The sequence below is a fragment of the Schleiferilactobacillus harbinensis DSM 16991 genome (genome assembly GCF_000425885.1).
Classification (GTDB): domain Bacteria; phylum Bacillota; class Bacilli; order Lactobacillales; family Lactobacillaceae; genus Schleiferilactobacillus; species Schleiferilactobacillus harbinensis.
Window position 1 is genome coordinate 1 of record NZ_AUEH01000021.1, and the last position, 13948, is coordinate 13948.

The 13948-nt window shown below is 49.2% G+C and carries 21 protein-coding genes, 1 tRNA gene and 1 pseudogene; 3 read left to right on the forward strand and 20 right to left on the reverse strand.

Annotated elements, in window-relative coordinates; all coding sequences use genetic code 11:
- From H627_RS17480 to H627_RS0107840, 15 genes and pseudogenes are all read right to left on the reverse strand, one after another.
- A pseudogene (locus H627_RS17480) lies at positions 1-551 on the reverse strand (hypothetical protein); the annotation flags it as partial.
- A gap of 5 nt (positions 552-556) precedes the next feature.
- The gene (locus H627_RS20055) at positions 557-772 is read right to left on the reverse strand and encodes a hypothetical protein (RefSeq protein ID WP_152319438.1); all 216 of its coding nucleotides are present in this window, start codon (positions 770-772) and stop codon (positions 557-559) included.
- Positions 769-1053 carry a hypothetical protein gene (locus H627_RS0107770; RefSeq protein WP_027828499.1) on the reverse strand — a complete coding sequence of 95 codons (285 nt, stop codon included), beginning with the start codon at positions 1051-1053 and terminating at the stop codon, positions 769-771. The genes H627_RS20055 and H627_RS0107770 overlap by 4 nt, the downstream gene beginning before the upstream one ends.
- Positions 1050-1481 carry a RusA family crossover junction endodeoxyribonuclease gene (locus tag H627_RS0107775; RefSeq protein WP_027828500.1) on the reverse strand — a complete coding sequence of 144 codons (432 nt, stop codon included), beginning with the start codon at positions 1479-1481 and terminating at the stop codon, positions 1050-1052. Before H627_RS0107775 ends, H627_RS0107770 begins: the two co-directional genes overlap by 4 nt.
- Positions 1478-2002, reverse strand: coding sequence for a hypothetical protein (locus H627_RS0107780; protein ID WP_027828501.1), 525 nt, complete (start codon positions 2000-2002; stop codon positions 1478-1480). Before H627_RS0107780 ends, H627_RS0107775 begins: the two co-directional genes overlap by 4 nt.
- Entirely contained in the window at positions 1999-2904 is a 906-nt protein-coding gene (locus tag H627_RS17485; RefSeq protein WP_152319437.1) for a phage replication protein O, read from the reverse strand. The genes H627_RS0107780 and H627_RS17485 overlap by 4 nt, the downstream gene beginning before the upstream one ends.
- Positions 2905-2918: 14 nt before the next feature.
- Entirely contained in the window at positions 2919-3446 is a 528-nt protein-coding gene (locus tag H627_RS0107790) for a DUF669 domain-containing protein (protein ID WP_027828502.1), read from the reverse strand.
- Between the two features lie 3 nt (positions 3447-3449).
- A complete protein-coding gene (locus H627_RS17490) occupies positions 3450-4190 on the reverse strand; it encodes an AAA family ATPase (RefSeq protein WP_035440323.1) in 741 nt (246 codons plus the stop codon).
- 82 nt (positions 4191-4272) lie between these two features.
- On the reverse strand, positions 4273-5163 hold the full coding sequence (locus tag H627_RS0107810) for a DUF1351 domain-containing protein (RefSeq protein ID WP_035440325.1): 891 nt from the start codon (positions 5161-5163) through the stop codon (positions 4273-4275).
- Complete coding sequence (locus H627_RS0107815) at positions 5156-5401, reverse strand: hypothetical protein (RefSeq protein ID WP_027828505.1); 246 nt, start codon at positions 5399-5401, stop codon at positions 5156-5158. The genes H627_RS0107810 and H627_RS0107815 overlap by 8 nt, the downstream gene beginning before the upstream one ends.
- Positions 5398-5547: a hypothetical protein gene (locus H627_RS20060; RefSeq protein ID WP_155827903.1), complete on the reverse strand. Its 150-nt coding sequence runs from the start codon at positions 5545-5547 to the stop codon at positions 5398-5400. The genes H627_RS0107815 and H627_RS20060 overlap by 4 nt, the downstream gene beginning before the upstream one ends.
- Entirely contained in the window at positions 5547-5897 is a 351-nt protein-coding gene (locus H627_RS0107825; RefSeq protein ID WP_027828506.1) for a hypothetical protein, read from the reverse strand. Before H627_RS0107825 ends, H627_RS20060 begins: the two co-directional genes overlap by 1 nt.
- Positions 5898-6293: 396 nt before the next feature.
- Positions 6294-6698: a hypothetical protein gene (locus tag H627_RS0107830; RefSeq protein WP_027828507.1), complete on the reverse strand. Its 405-nt coding sequence runs from the start codon at positions 6696-6698 to the stop codon at positions 6294-6296.
- On the reverse strand, positions 6695-7492 hold the full coding sequence (locus tag H627_RS19685) for a phage antirepressor KilAC domain-containing protein (protein ID WP_081674780.1): 798 nt from the start codon (positions 7490-7492) through the stop codon (positions 6695-6697). Before H627_RS19685 ends, H627_RS0107830 begins: the two co-directional genes overlap by 4 nt.
- On the reverse strand, positions 7489-7728 hold the full coding sequence (locus H627_RS0107840) for a helix-turn-helix domain-containing protein (protein WP_027828508.1): 240 nt from the start codon (positions 7726-7728) through the stop codon (positions 7489-7491). The genes H627_RS19685 and H627_RS0107840 overlap by 4 nt, the downstream gene beginning before the upstream one ends.
- Before the next feature lie 145 nt (positions 7729-7873).
- On the opposite strand from H627_RS0107840, the gene H627_RS19235 reads away from it, so the two are divergent.
- From H627_RS19235 to H627_RS0107855, 3 genes are all read left to right on the forward strand, one after another.
- Positions 7874-8677 (forward strand): helix-turn-helix domain-containing protein, encoded by an 804-nt coding sequence (locus tag H627_RS19235; RefSeq protein ID WP_051225284.1) that lies wholly within the window; start codon positions 7874-7876, stop codon positions 8675-8677.
- A 102-nt stretch (positions 8678-8779) separates the two neighbouring features.
- Positions 8780-9505 carry a hypothetical protein gene (locus H627_RS17515; protein WP_051225285.1) on the forward strand — a complete coding sequence of 242 codons (726 nt, stop codon included), beginning with the start codon at positions 8780-8782 and terminating at the stop codon, positions 9503-9505.
- Between the two features lie 200 nt (positions 9506-9705).
- The gene (locus H627_RS0107855) at positions 9706-10839 is read left to right on the forward strand and encodes a site-specific integrase (RefSeq protein ID WP_027828509.1); all 1134 of its coding nucleotides are present in this window, start codon (positions 9706-9708) and stop codon (positions 10837-10839) included.
- A gap of 162 nt (positions 10840-11001) precedes the next feature.
- Here the strand turns inward: H627_RS0107855 and H627_RS0107860 are convergent.
- The 5 genes from H627_RS0107860 to H627_RS0107880 all read right to left on the reverse strand — a co-directional run bounded on the left by H627_RS0107860 (position 11002) and on the right by H627_RS0107880 (position 13785).
- Positions 11002-11074: transfer RNA gene (locus H627_RS0107860), tRNA-Thr, on the reverse strand.
- Between the two features lie 60 nt (positions 11075-11134).
- Positions 11135-11755 carry a histidine phosphatase family protein gene (locus H627_RS0107865; RefSeq protein ID WP_027828510.1) on the reverse strand — a complete coding sequence of 207 codons (621 nt, stop codon included), beginning with the start codon at positions 11753-11755 and terminating at the stop codon, positions 11135-11137.
- Between the two features lie 24 nt (positions 11756-11779).
- Positions 11780-12367, reverse strand: a complete 588-nt coding sequence (locus H627_RS0107870) for a histidine phosphatase family protein (protein ID WP_027828511.1) — start codon at positions 12365-12367, stop codon at positions 11780-11782.
- Between the two features lie 4 nt (positions 12368-12371).
- A complete protein-coding gene (locus H627_RS0107875) occupies positions 12372-13481 on the reverse strand; it encodes a DUF2971 domain-containing protein (RefSeq protein ID WP_027828512.1) in 1110 nt (369 codons plus the stop codon).
- Positions 13482-13596: 115 nt separating this feature from the next.
- Positions 13597-13785, reverse strand: a complete 189-nt coding sequence (locus H627_RS0107880; protein ID WP_146995098.1) for a hypothetical protein — start codon at positions 13783-13785, stop codon at positions 13597-13599.
- Positions 13786-13948: the final 163 nt, after the last annotated feature.

Genomic DNA, 13948 nt, shown 5'->3' on the forward strand with positions numbered 1-13948 from the left:
TCATCGTCAATCACCTCTTCGCGTTCACAGTTTTCCAGATGCCACTGCTTGATTTCGTCCATCGTGAACTCTGTTTCTGGCTGACCAGCACCGCCTTGCACAAATGATAGGGTGCCGTCGTCACGCTTCCAGTAGAACAATGCCGGCAGGTCAATACCGTAAACCTTAACTCGGTAAAGTTTATCTGACTTTGGAACCCAGCCATACCGTGCAGCATCAATCAGCTTCCGGTAGGAGTCTGGTATTCTGCCCCACCAGTCAGAGAGCTGACGGAAGCCAGCATTGTCGTTTGTGTCGTTTGCTTTGTTTACAAGGTCAAGCAAAGCGTAGTCAACTGAACTGCCCTCACTATTGCTGGGCTGATTGGCAACCAGCTTATCCCATTGCTCGCCAACTGCTTTAGGCAGGACAACTTTCTTGTGCTCCGGTTCGATGGCATCAACGATATTGAGCACATATGCTTTAACGTTGGCGACAAGTTCCAAGTGGTTACGCGATAAAAACTCATTTAATACGGACCGTGCCTCTTCTTTGCTCATCTTATCAGTCATTGCTTTCATTCTCCTTGTCTGTTGATTAGTTCTACCGTCTCTGGTAATGCAGTTCCGATGAATCTCCAGCGAGTCACTTGCTTGGCTTTTCTAAGCAGTCCAACATTTTCCGGCACGCACAGTACAAGGTGATCTATCCATTGTTTGTCATGCCAATGTCCAATCACCCGGCAAGGAACGCCCTTGTAACGGACCCAGTCGCCAACATCATAACTGTTCATCCGATCCGCTCCCGTACACGATTAGCGGTCATCCAGTTATGAACTCTTTCAAATTCGTACAACGTGGCGTCTCGTCGCATGTCAGGCAGCTGGGCATCAATAGGAGCGTTGGCCTTAGCGATAAACATCGGCTCATCTAAGCCGACCTTAGTGCTTTCTGGGCGTCGAGCCATTGTCCGTCGTTCGAGCTTATCGTTAAGATACCGATGTGCATCAACGATGGTGTTAAACTCACCGCCATACTGTTTCCGAGATTTAATGCCGATAATCACATAACTCATATTTCCTGCTCCTCTTCAAGTTCCTCTACTTCCATAATCGCCCGAGGCCGGTCGCTATACTTCTTAACGATATAGGCTTTAACGATCTGATTGTCGTCATGCCACACAATCCCCGTGCAGGCGTCTGTGATGGCCTTGTAATAATTATCCAGATCAGGCTTGATGGCTGGCCATACCTTGCCATCTAGTTTTGCCTGCTTTAGCCTCTGTGAGCCGCTCGACTGTATCCGCCGGTAAATATACACAGTTACCTCTAATGGGCCCGTAAATGGCTCTCTGGACGCCATAGAGGCACGTGCGTATATGGCCACCTGTTGTTTGTAGGCTCGTGATTTGGGCGGGTCATATGTGCTCACATATTTACCTCGCCTAGCAAATCTCGGCCGTCCTTGCGCAACAGGATCACCTGGTACCTCGATACGGATCATTTCGGTGCCTCATACCAGTTGCCCTGGCTGTCCTGATACCAGCACCCGCGCTCGATCAGCCACGGACCAACAACAGCTTTCCTGTCGATACGCCACAGTGCTTTGACTATTCTTGTATCAGCCTGCAAGCTTGATGCATTGATATAATAGCCAGTATTCTTAGTTGCTGTATTTGTTGCCCGCCAGTGATAGCGCTGGTGAGCTTGCAAGCCAAAGCGCATAAGATCGTGTGATACAACGGACCTGCATATTCCTAGCTTGGCCCCGATCTGCCAGTTAGCATATCCTTGCTCAATGAGTCTTGGATATATCTGCTTGCGCTTTTTGATGGCTTCTAACTGGCGCTTTTTAGTGCCGTTTACTTTAGCTGGGCGCTTGTTTGCCTTTTTCTCTTTTTTACCGCAAAGCAGGTCGCGTACTTTCTGCCACTCTGGCGCGTCTTCTGGCACGTTATTGTTCAACAATTTAATAGCTAGCAGACGGCCCACTTTCTGGCGCTCCTTGTGTGTCATAGTGCTCATCTCGTGCTCTTCTTTCGCTTTTCTCGATTCTCTCGCAGCTTAGCCATCTGCTCAGCCAGCCGCTGCTTTGTTACTAAGTCTGTTGGCTTGACTGTGTCTGGCTTGTAATCCGGGTCAGCCCAAGCTGGCTGCGCCGTCTTCGGAGTGATGGGACGATTACGCGATTGCCATTTGCTGTTTGCCTGAGCGGCCATGGTGTCATACTTAGACCGCAATTTAGCAGCGCTTAAAATGTTAGTGCTCCAGAATCCATCTCGTTGACACCAGTCAATCATCTTGTGGATTTTTTCAAACGGACGGTGATCAAGATCATTCATTTTTCGGACGTCATCAGCCCATGACTGCAGGTTGGGCTTACGGTGCTCTGGATTGTTGCCTTTGATCTTTTCCCATAGGTAAACAGCCTCAATCATTTCAGGGGAGTCGTCAGCGTATTCCCGCTTGCGGGAATGCTGACTATCTTCCTTCTTTTCATTCTTATCATTCTTTACATTCTTGTTAGTTGTCACTTGCTTGTCAGTTGCTTGTCGATTGCCTGTCAACTCGTTTGTCGATTCTTCAATGCCTTCTTGGTATTTTGCCCAGTTAGCAATGGTTACAAGGCGTCCAGAGTTTGTCGATTCGCTTGTCAAAAAACCGACGTTTTCGAACTTGGTCAATGACGTTCTAACAGCTCGAATACTGACGCCTTTTCCTGCCTTTCCTTTAATTGATTCAAGAGACGTAACCAATTGTCCCGGCTTGGCGGCAAACTTTTTACCTTGCCAAATCCACTTTCGTTCCTTGTGGTTGGCCATCAACAGCAGCGTTATCATCACGACTTTCTGAACCGGTGTGCAGTCAATCCAGAGGTCGTCATCTAGCAATACTCTGTAAAGCTTTATCCAGCCTCCGTCTGCCATGTGATCACCTCAAATCAGAATGGAAGATCGTCGTCGCTGATGCTGACAGATTTGCTGCTTTCAGCAAACGGATCAGCCATTTGGGCGTCGTCATCTGATTCTTCTTTCTCGGTCTTCCACTTGTGCTGCACATCTGGAAATTCAGACTTGGCCCACTTCTTAATGTTCAGGTTGGTGTAGGTCTTGCCGTTGTATTCCGAGTCTTCGTTTTTAACAGATACCTTGACTGGTTTTCCAGCGAAGTCTGCAAGCATATCGTCAATTGACGCGAATTCCTTTTTATTCGGAATGCCTGCGTTCATGCCAATCATGAATAGATAGCCCATGCTGTAGTCCCGAGTGCCCTTTTTTGGCCAAACCTTTTGAAAGACGTGCATATTTTTGTAATGCTGGTCAATATCGTTACGGATCACCAGATCGAAGTTGATGTACTGCTTCTCACTCTTGGTGAGTTTGAACTGGGCGGACTTGATCACTGCCTCGTAAGTGCCGTCAGCCACACCGCCCTCGGTGGCTTTTGAATAGTCCATTGAAAATGCCATTTGTTATTCCTCCGCTTTCTCTGTTGTTTTTGCACTTGGCTCTTTCTTCGCCGTCTCACTTTTGACTTTGCCAAAATCGAACAATGTTTCAATGGATGCAGCTTTGCGATTGTCCAGTCGGTTCTTGGCAAAGATTGCGTCGGTGCCTTCAAGGATGACACCACGCCCGCCAGTCTTCGCATTAACGATCAACCGGCCAACTACATCGGTCAGACCCAGTAAGCTGTCCCGCACACTGTCCCGAATGGCTGGTGCGTATTGGGAAAATGCTTGCCCAGATGCTGCTGTGATATCGCGGGTATTCTCCCATGCCGTGACCAAGACGTTGAGATCTGCATCCATGAAAATAGTCGTCATGACCCGGGCGAAGTAGTTTGTCCATTTGCTGTAGTCCTGAAGTTCGTTACCAATGCCGTTGGTACTCTTCCGGCCCTGTTCAACAAACCAATCTTTTTCAAATGCAGAGATGTTATCCACGACCAGGTTGTCATACCCTTTGATGATGTCGTTTAAGTGAGTAACGAAATCGTTCATCTCGACCATTGGCTTCGTCCGGTCAAATGGCTGTACATTAATGTTGTCCGCACCGGAAAGCACCTTGCTCGAATCGTCCAGGTCAAGTACCAAAGTTTTTCCAGTCAAGTGGCGAACCGCAGTCGTCTTACCGACACCAGGCTTGCCATAGATGAGCACCCGCCAGTTCTTGGTACGGTTAAGGCTCTTTGCAGACACAATCGGTTGCATTAGACATCTTCCTCCTCATCCATCCGTTCCAGATACCGCCTAATCTCGTCATCGGTCATGCGATCCATTTCCATCAGAGACATTACTTCACCGCCCAGGACATACCGTTCTCAGTCATGTAGGCTGTGAGCGCGGCCATTTCGTACGGCGTGGCAGAGACTTCGATAACGTAGCTGTACTTATCGGGCACGGCGTCCATGACCTCACCGGTTTCCGTGTCCACCACATGCTCACCGACCTTTTTTTGGTGCAGGGCGTCAATAGCTGCTTGTGCTTCCTGACATTGCTTCTCGTTCGTTGCTTCCTGCTTCTGCTGCTCAGCATAGTTGTCCATCCGAGCCATGACGTCGGTCATCTCAACACCTTGGTCAACCATTCCGAGCCAGCCGCCAGCGTCAACATCCAATGCCTTGGCGTAATGAGCAATTGCGTTTCGGTCAGCCTCATGCTTTTCCTTCTGGCTTTTGACGAAATCGGCTGCGGCCGCAATCTGACGGGTGCGCTCAATGCTGGATAACGACTTGTTTTCCCAGTGCTGATCGTACTGAATGTCATCCGGTACCAAGCCACGGGATTCCGTGATGGTCTTGATCTCCTGACGCACGGCTTCTTCCCGTTCTTGCCGCTGCCGTTCTTCCAAGCCCTTCACGCCTTCGTCAATCGGGGCAATGGCCTGGTCAATGATGCTAGTCAGTGCATCCACCTTGTCCTTAAAATCGTCATAAGGCTTGGCATATTCCCGTCGAACTTCCTTGCGCTTGTCCTCGATAGCCACCCGAAACTTGCGCAGATCAGCTCGTGACTGCTTGGCTGCTTTGAGTGTCCGTTCAGTGATCATCAGATTAGCGTACTTGGCGGCAATAGCCTTGGTCTGCTCAACCATGGCGTCATAATTCTGGATAGCCAGAGACGCCGGCGTAAATTTGACACCGAAGTTCGTGACAGATACTTCGTTTTGGTTTAAGCTATTCATGTAAAACATTCCCTTTCACATTGCCGTCTGACGTTTCCCCGTCGGCGGCTTTTTTTGCACGATTGATTTGTGCGTCCAGGACATCAAGTGCAACATTCAACGCTGTGGCATCTGCTTCCGGCGAAGCGTCATCGATAAAAACGTCATTGTCTACCTCTGTGGCATAATTCCGGACACGGTCCAAGTTTTCTTCGAACGCTTCGTAATCCTTGATGTAGTACAACCAATTAGGCATCATCGTTGTTCCTCCATTTCTTTCTTGCGGTAGCTGATCAACAACCGCATGTAAATGCTGTCTGCTAACCGCTTCTGCCAATCGCTTGACGCTTGTGCTCGGTATGCTTCGGCTGTCTCTAACCGATACTGATCAATTGGTTCCACCATTATCGCCTCGTTTCTGGGTACAATATTGGCCGCATTCGCCGAGCAATGAGCACCAAGTCGGCCTTATGCTTGTCCCAAATATCAATAAATTCATCAGCAAACACATCATAATGGCCGTGTGCTTTATCGCTGGGAATCACAACTTTCTTAAGCAGCTCATGCCCATCAGTACTGCGCAGGATGCACTGCATGAATTTGTAATCCTTGCCGATGTACTTATAAGCTTGGCGGAGTGACCAAACACCATGCAGGTTTTCATGGCTGATTGCTGACTTAAGCCGCTGGTACTCCGCAAACTCTTCATCGTCTAGTGCCGTGTAATGGTGACTGTCGATCTTCATATCGATCATCTGTATCGCCACCTCCTTTCCAATCGTTCCGGAGCAGCTTGACAACTTCGTGCCGGTTGGCCAAAACAGCTTTAACTCCTGACCAACAGGCACTGATGATGATGCCGCCAATGATGGCGGACGGGATGTCAATGACTAACATGCCAATCAACCCTTTCATAAATTTTCACGGTTCACCGGCTTCTGGCAGTGGGATAATCACTTCGCAGACCGTGGACCGATTAAAAGTAAAGTCGTCATAAACCAAGTTGCTGTAGAAGTAGAGCAAGCACTGCGAGAAATATAGCCAGGATTGCTAATAATTGGCCAAAGTGGTCATCTTTCATTCTCAACACTTACTTTCATAATTTTTCATGGTTCACCGGTTTCCAGAAACAGGCTTTGAATCCTGGCGTGCTATGAACGAGAAGGCAACTGCGGAATTGGTGCTCCGCCAAACTGGCCTTTCATAAGTTCATTCACTTGATTCATCGTTGTCTGTAATTGCTTTGCTTGGGTAATTGCTTGGTGAAGCAGACTGGTTAAATCTGTGACGTCCAATGTCACGTTCGTACTCATGTCTGCTGAAATCTTAGAGTGTCCATGCAGTACCGGTGCTGAGAAATGTTCAGATAACTCGTTAAGTGCTCTCACTGCACCCGAAAGCTTGTCCCGCGCATTTTTTGCACCCTCACTTGATAGCGGCATGATAATGCTTTCAGAGTCGCTAGGCTGAAACCCTTCTTTGTGCTCCTGGCTACCTGCAATAGCCTGGAGCATTTTTTGTAACTCGGTGGTGCTGGCTTCAATTGTTAGCTTCATTTTGCTTCCTCCATTTCTCGCTCGATTACTGGTAAGATTCCACGTGCTTTCAGAAACTCGTAAATGAATTTGTGTCCCTTCTGCGTCCACTTGGTGTTGGGATGAATGTCTACTCGGCCATCACCGTGTACGTATGGTACTGGCACTGTGTGTGTGTAACCATGGCCTTGGTATTGGCTGTACAGATACCAACTTCCTGATTGCTTATACTGAATGACCCAATTGTGCAAGAGAGAATTGAACATTCTGGCTGACATGCCATAGTTCTTTGCGATAGACGTGGTGGTCACAAGACCTTTGCTCGCCAGAATCATGTCGTAGTAGTCCGCCTTAGGCTTCAGCTCTTGGACCTGCTGTTCAGCAATCAGGCGGCCAGAACGTTCCTGATCTTTTTGCTCGGCTAAGTCCGCCGCTAGCCGCAATGCTTCTGGCAACGACTGTGGCACAAGCAGTTTAGGCTTAGGATTGAAGTAATTCTCTTCGAGGCTGTCGAACACATCCCAGGCCGTGTCAGTGCCGATCATCTTCGAGTGTCGAGCGGCGCCGCGCTTGGTCCAGAGATACAAGGTACTTGCAAACTTGTTGATAGGTAGGTCAATATTTTTGACTTGGCTCTTGAACTCCTTGAGTGCGTTGCCTTCTAGCTTGATGTAGTGCACGCCGTCAATGAATTTGTCTCGGTTGTTAGCAAAATTGTTCTTGATCACATTAGTAGAAACTCCGTACAGTTCCGCTAGTTGATCAGAGGTCAGCACCCGCTGGCCTTGATTCTCGATTGGCGTTAAATCGTTCATCGTGAAACCTCCTTTTGTTCCGAAAAAGGAACATCAACCTCAAAAAAATATGCCATGGGTGCCCCAAGAGTACCATGAAGCTTTCGAGCCTCTGACAAGCGGAAGTCTGGACCAGTTCCGTTAAGCTTCTTATTCACATAGTTTGGAGTCGTCCCAAGAACGAATGCGACTTTATTTTGAGAAATGCCCTGTGCAACAAGCCATCCTTTCAAATTTCTATATCCCGGGTTCTTCATTATGATCCCTCCTTTTGGTTTTCAACATTCCGTTCCTATCAAGGAACAAGACCATGATAAGCCATTTTAGGGGGCCTGTCAACAAAAATAGTTCCCATCAAGGAACTTTTGTGTTACTATATTCCTAAAGGAGGAATACTCAACTATGGCGAAATCCTTATTTGGCAAGAGGCTACACGATCTTAGACTACTTAAAAAAATGTCCCAGCAAGAGCTTGCTGACAAACTCAATGATTGGGCGAAAGAACACGATCCAAGTAATCCTTCTGCTATCAGTAAAAGCATGATATCACGTTGGGAAAACGGCAATACTGATCCTCAAATGTCCTATGTTAGGCTCGTGACTAAATACTTCGGGGTTAATCCTGAGGTGTTTATGAATGAATCCTGGTCCCTGGAAGACGACGTCGTTGATAATTCGGTAAACAAAAATGTTTTCACTAGAGTTAACAACATTGTACCTATATACAACCAGCTTCACCCCGCCCGCCAGGAAAAGGTGTACAACTACGCCAATGATCAATTGAAGCAACAGCAAAACGAAAACGTGATCTCACTCGACGACGAGCGCCAAGAACGCCAGCCGATGCTTCTCCATATTGCCGGAACTGTATCAGCTGGGACAGGCGAGTATCTTCCCGACGATGATACGGGCGACGACATTCCATTCAGCGGACCTGTTCCGGATTATGATTTTGCTCTCCGCGTCAATGGTGATTCTATGGAACCGATGTTTGAAGACGGCCAAATAATCTTCGTAAAAAAATGTGATGATTGCGATGTCCACAGTGGTCAAATTGTCATTGCTGATCTTAATGGTGATGCGTACGTCAAAAAGATCGACATCCAACCAGATGGCGTGCGCTTGGTTTCATTGAACCCTAAGTACAAGCCAATACTTGTTGAGAGCTTTGACGACTTTGCGATTCAGGGGATCGTAATGCTATAAAGATAGCCCATCCAAATTTAGGATGGGCTTTAACTTTTTTCGCCGCCCTGCTCTGTGAGGGGTAAAATACAGGGGTACCAAATATTTGTAAGGAGGAAAATCATGAAGCAAAAGAAGAAGTTTTACAAGCGTTGGTGGTTCTGGGTTTTAGTGGTGATATTGATTGGCGCAATTGGATCTGGAATTGGCAACCAGGGAACTGACGATTCAAGCACGTCAAAAGTACAGAAAAGCTCCTCATCAAAGGTTGAAAAAACCTCGTCAGCCAAATCCTCGTCGTCTAAGCAAAGCACGTCTGCTAGCTCAAAATCTTCTGCACCAGCAAACACTGCAAAAGAAGTGACACTAAATACTGGGGAATGGACCGTTGGCACTGATATTCAGCCTGGCAGATACACAATCACCCCTGTATCCGGATCTGGTAACCTAACTAGCACGGGTAGTGGTCAGGGTACGGATATAAATGAAATACTGGGACAAGATGATGGCATGGGAGTTGCTTCAGTCACCACAGACTTGATTAGAGGAGAAAAAGTGAAGCTGGATGGTATTCCTCAAGCTAAGTTTTCTCCTGTTGTTTCCCGGAACAGTGCTAACACAACCGCACTCTCTACTGGCACTTGGATTGTTGGTAAGGATCTCAAGGCTGGGCGATACAATGTTTCCCCAGATAGTGGTCAAAGCGGTAACTTCACTGTTGATGGGTCAACTTCTGTCAATGAAATATTAGGGGACGGCGGCACAAGCAAGGTTACAATGACTGTTAAAAACGGAGACGTGATCAATGTTTCTGGTATGACCGGAGTGCAGCTTTCACCATATAATTGATTTTTTCTCGGGCCTCACGGCCCGTACATAGCACGAGGTTTCGACATTCCAAATGTCGAAAATAATACTCGGATTTTAAATCCGAATATTAAAAAAAGCCCACCCACAACTCTTGGCCGAGACGGGTGAGCTACGGCAAATGAGCACTTGGAAGTGGCTCTTTGCATACTTTTATTCTAGCAAATTTGGAGGTAAACACAATGGCTGAGATCAAGAAACGTGGGTCAAAGTGGCAGTACCGGGTGTTCTACACCGATCCGGATACTGGTAAGCAAAAGTCCAAGTCTAAGTCTGGATTCGAAAAGAAGAGCGATGCAATCGCAGCGGCACGGGAACTGGAAGTTGATAAGGAACATGGTGCAACAATATCCGAACGGGACATGACGTTCGCAGATTATTACGCTCAATGGATCAAAGACACCAAGTTGGGACGGTATTCATATCAAACGGAAACATGGTATAAGCGGGTCCTCAAACTAGTCCAAGAGGGATTTCCCGGTGTGCCGCTTGCCCAGATCAATCGGCGCAAATATACCAAATTTTTAGACGATTACGCTGCTGATCACTCCAAAGAATCAGTGGATAAGACAAACACGTTCATCCGGGCCATGGTCAGGGATGCCATGAGCGAACGCATCATCTTCACGGACTTCACCGCTGGCGTCCGCAATAACGGTAATCCCGGCAAGCGGGAAGCCGACAAATATCTGAATGAAAACCAACTGAAGAAGTTGACCGATGTCGTCGAGAAACACCTATCCCCTACTGCCATTACCACTTATGAAATACTGACAGCCATTTACACCGGTGCGCGATACGAGGAAATAGCAGCAATCACCTGGGACCGAATCGACTGGGATCACAAGCAGATCACTTTGGACCGAGCATACGATTATGTACAGCGCAGCGGTTTTAAATCAATGAAAACCCCAAACTCTATTCGCACAATTGACGTGTCTCCCCGTTTGATCCGGGCCTTGTCACAGCTCCATACGCAGCAGCAGAAGCGTTATATGCAACTGGGGTATAGAGATAAGGACGGGCTACTGTTTCGTGGCCAGCAGCTTGTAGTGCCGTCAGACGGAGGAGCTAACAAAAAGCTCAAAGAATTAGAGGAACAGGCTGGCATACCGCCAAACCAACGCGTTACATTTCACGGCTTGCGTCACAGCCACGCCAGCTACCTGCTGGCCCACGGAGTCCAGATCAGCTACATCTCCAAGCGGTTGGGACACGCCAACATTGCTTTGACTCTTCGCGTATACTCCCATCTTCTCGAGGAAACGTACAAGGAAGAAGCGGCCAAGTCCTCCGACATCCTAAGTCAGTTGTAGTTTTCAGTCCTTAAAAGTGTGTAGTAGTTGTGTAGTGAACTTGGAAAAACACGGAAAAGTGGCAACATCCCAAGGGCATAGAAAAAGCCTTACAAACGCCGCTGTATCAACGATTGCAAGGCACTCACAAATTTATTGGAAATATCTGAAAACACAAAATTAAGCCGTTTACCGGATTTGAACCGGTGACCCCCACCTTACCATGGTGGTGCTCTACCTGCTGAGCTAAAACGGCGAAAAAACAACTGCGAGAAATAGTATACTAGATTTCCGCAGTCTGCGCAACCCGGTCCCGTTAAATAATTTGATTACTGAAACCGCGATTGTAGAAAACCAGGCGGGTCAACAAATCATCGGGATGCACAACGACCCGGGCGACCCCGGTATTCTGCATTTGCGCCAGCTGATAGAGATCAGCGAGATGCAGCAATTCAGCCACCAGGGCCCGAATCGCGAAGCCGTGACTGACAAACAGCAGATGACCGTCGGGATACTTTTCAATATAGCTCTTGGCCCCATCCAGCAGCCGGTCCCGTACAGCCGGGAAAGTCTCGCCGTTGGCGACAGTGGCATAATCCGGAGTCAAAAAGCCGAGATCATCAAATGCCCCCGGAAATTCCTTCTTTAATGGCGCAACAGCCTTGCCGTCCCAATCGCCGGGATTCAGTTCCCGCAGGCGATCGTCCTGTTCAATGGGCAAATTCGCTTCTTTGTTCAGGATTCGGGCAGTGGAAAAGGCGCGCAACAAGTCGCTGCTGATGATGCGGTCATACCGGCTCATATCCAGGTGCGCCCGCAGCTGGGCCGCCTGTTCCTGGCCAGTCTCATTCAACGGAATGTCGGAGCTGGCCCCTTGAATCAGGCCCCGGGCATTGTAGTTTGTCTCGCCATGACGCACGAGCGTAATTTCTGTCATCTCAAAACCTCCAATGATAAGCAACTAACGGCCATAGTACCATACTGCAAAATTATCGCAATCACGCGTTACCCGGGTCAGGGACACGTTGGGCGGTTCCAGCAGTGTCTCCGTCTCCGGCACCCCGAGGATACCGGCCAGGGCGCTGCGGATCACGAAGCCGTGGGTGATCACCAGCACCGGTCCAGCCTGTTCCGGGATGCTGCGGAGAAAGGCCATGGTCCGCCGGGCCACATCGGTAAAGGACTCGCCGCCGCTCACCGATTCATAGCCCGACAGGACGTTGCCCACCGCGGCATGCCACCATTCAGGATACAGGGTCCTCACCCATTCCTGAGTGTGCCCTTGAAAACTACCGTAATGAATTTCCCGCAGCCGAGTATCGAAGGTCACGGGGACATCGCCCAGGGCCTGGGCGAGCGTCTCCCGAGTTCGGTCCAAGGGACTGCAAAAGATCTGGGTCGGATGCAGCGCTGCTAAGCGGTCGTGCATCCCTGCCGCTTGGGCTCGGCCGGCCGCTGTCAATTGGGCCCAAGGGGCATTGCTGTCGCCCTGGATGATCAAGTCGTGATTCGCCCGGGTCTCGCCGTGACGCATTAAGTAAATTTCCATCTGTCTACCACCTAATCTGTTGTTGAGAACTGGCCACCGTCACGTGCTGGAAGCCATATTGGCGCAATAAAGATTGGATCACGTCCAGATACACCGGCACATCCACCGGCAGGTTTTGGGTCTGGGGCGATAACGTCACCCGCGTCAAGTAATCGGCCAAATTAGGCACCGCCAGTTCCACGTAAGGGCGTAAATACTTTTGCCCCGACAGCGCTTGAATATCAAAATTCTCCTGTTTCTGGGGCGTCTCAGAAAGACTCGCGTCAAAGTAGAACACCCGATATTCTTTCTCGTAACTGTAACTATCCGACTTCATTGCCGCCGTGAGCATTACGAACAGCAACAGCAAATCTTTCTTCCAAGCGTATTCGCCCCGCGCACTGGTGTCATTTTCAAACAACCGGGTATAAATCTCAGCGGGTGTCGTGGTGATGCCGATCACCCGCTGAGTCTTCGCCAGATAGCGCAGGGACCAAATATACGACTCGATGAAGTCATCAATGTATTGGCCCAGGTCGGTCCGTTCAAACACATCGGTGGGCTGATGGCGAGCCGCCAGTGCCTCCCGATCCGCCGTGAACAGATCCAAGTTGTTCGTGTCCGCCAATAGAAAATCCTGAAAGTCGCTGGCAATGTGGGCCTTGGTAATATTCGCATGGCTGTCCACATAAATCACCCGAGAGGCCCCAATGTATTCATGACTGCCGGGCCGCAGCTGGCCTTGCAGATCCTGCATGAACCCGTTCAGGTCCAACGACATTTCCATGCCGCCGTAACCGTAATAGTTCCACATTGGAATAGCGTCTTCATCAGTAGACAGGGCCATGACGTAGAGCTTGATGCGCTGCTGCATGAACGTCATGAAACCCTCAATGGGCGCGTGCCAATAGAGCTGGAGCAATTGCGGGCCATCATCACCGGCAATGGCATTGACCGTTTGCGCGATCCGCTGCTGATTAGCGTTCACAAATTTCTGCATGAAATGGCTCCACACCTGGGTGTCGTTGGGATCGTTCAGAAACTCCGTCCGGGTCAGCCGCAAAATGCGGGTCCGAATAATTGCCCGGAAGGCCTCCACCGTCGTGTAATGTTCCGCCGCCTGAATTCTTGCCACGGGTACCGGCCACCTTTCTGACTGTCTGTTGTGTTGCAGACTAATCGTAGCGCAAGAACGACGGCGAAGGAAGGGCGAAAACAGGCGCAGCCGCTGGCGGCCGCGCCTGTTTATGCTACAACGATCCGAACATGATAATCGCCAGCGCCACGAGGAGGAAGACGCCCCGGAGAAAGCTCCCCAGGAAATTCTCCCAATGGGTCTGGAACCGGCGCCCACCGCGGCCCAAGAAAGCCCGGCCGAAGGCGACGGCCGCGACCACCGCGGCGTACCCCAATAACCAAAGCAACACTAAATGATCCATCACCATGTCAGTCCTTTCCCCAAACTGAGACGGGATTTTTGTGCGCCGAAAGGCTGTTTTTCCAAATCATTCTACGTATTTATTATAGCGCTTACATAAGTGCTTTGGTGCGTTTTTTGCTTGTGAAAATACAGATTGTCGCCGCCTAAACGGGCTCCGGCCG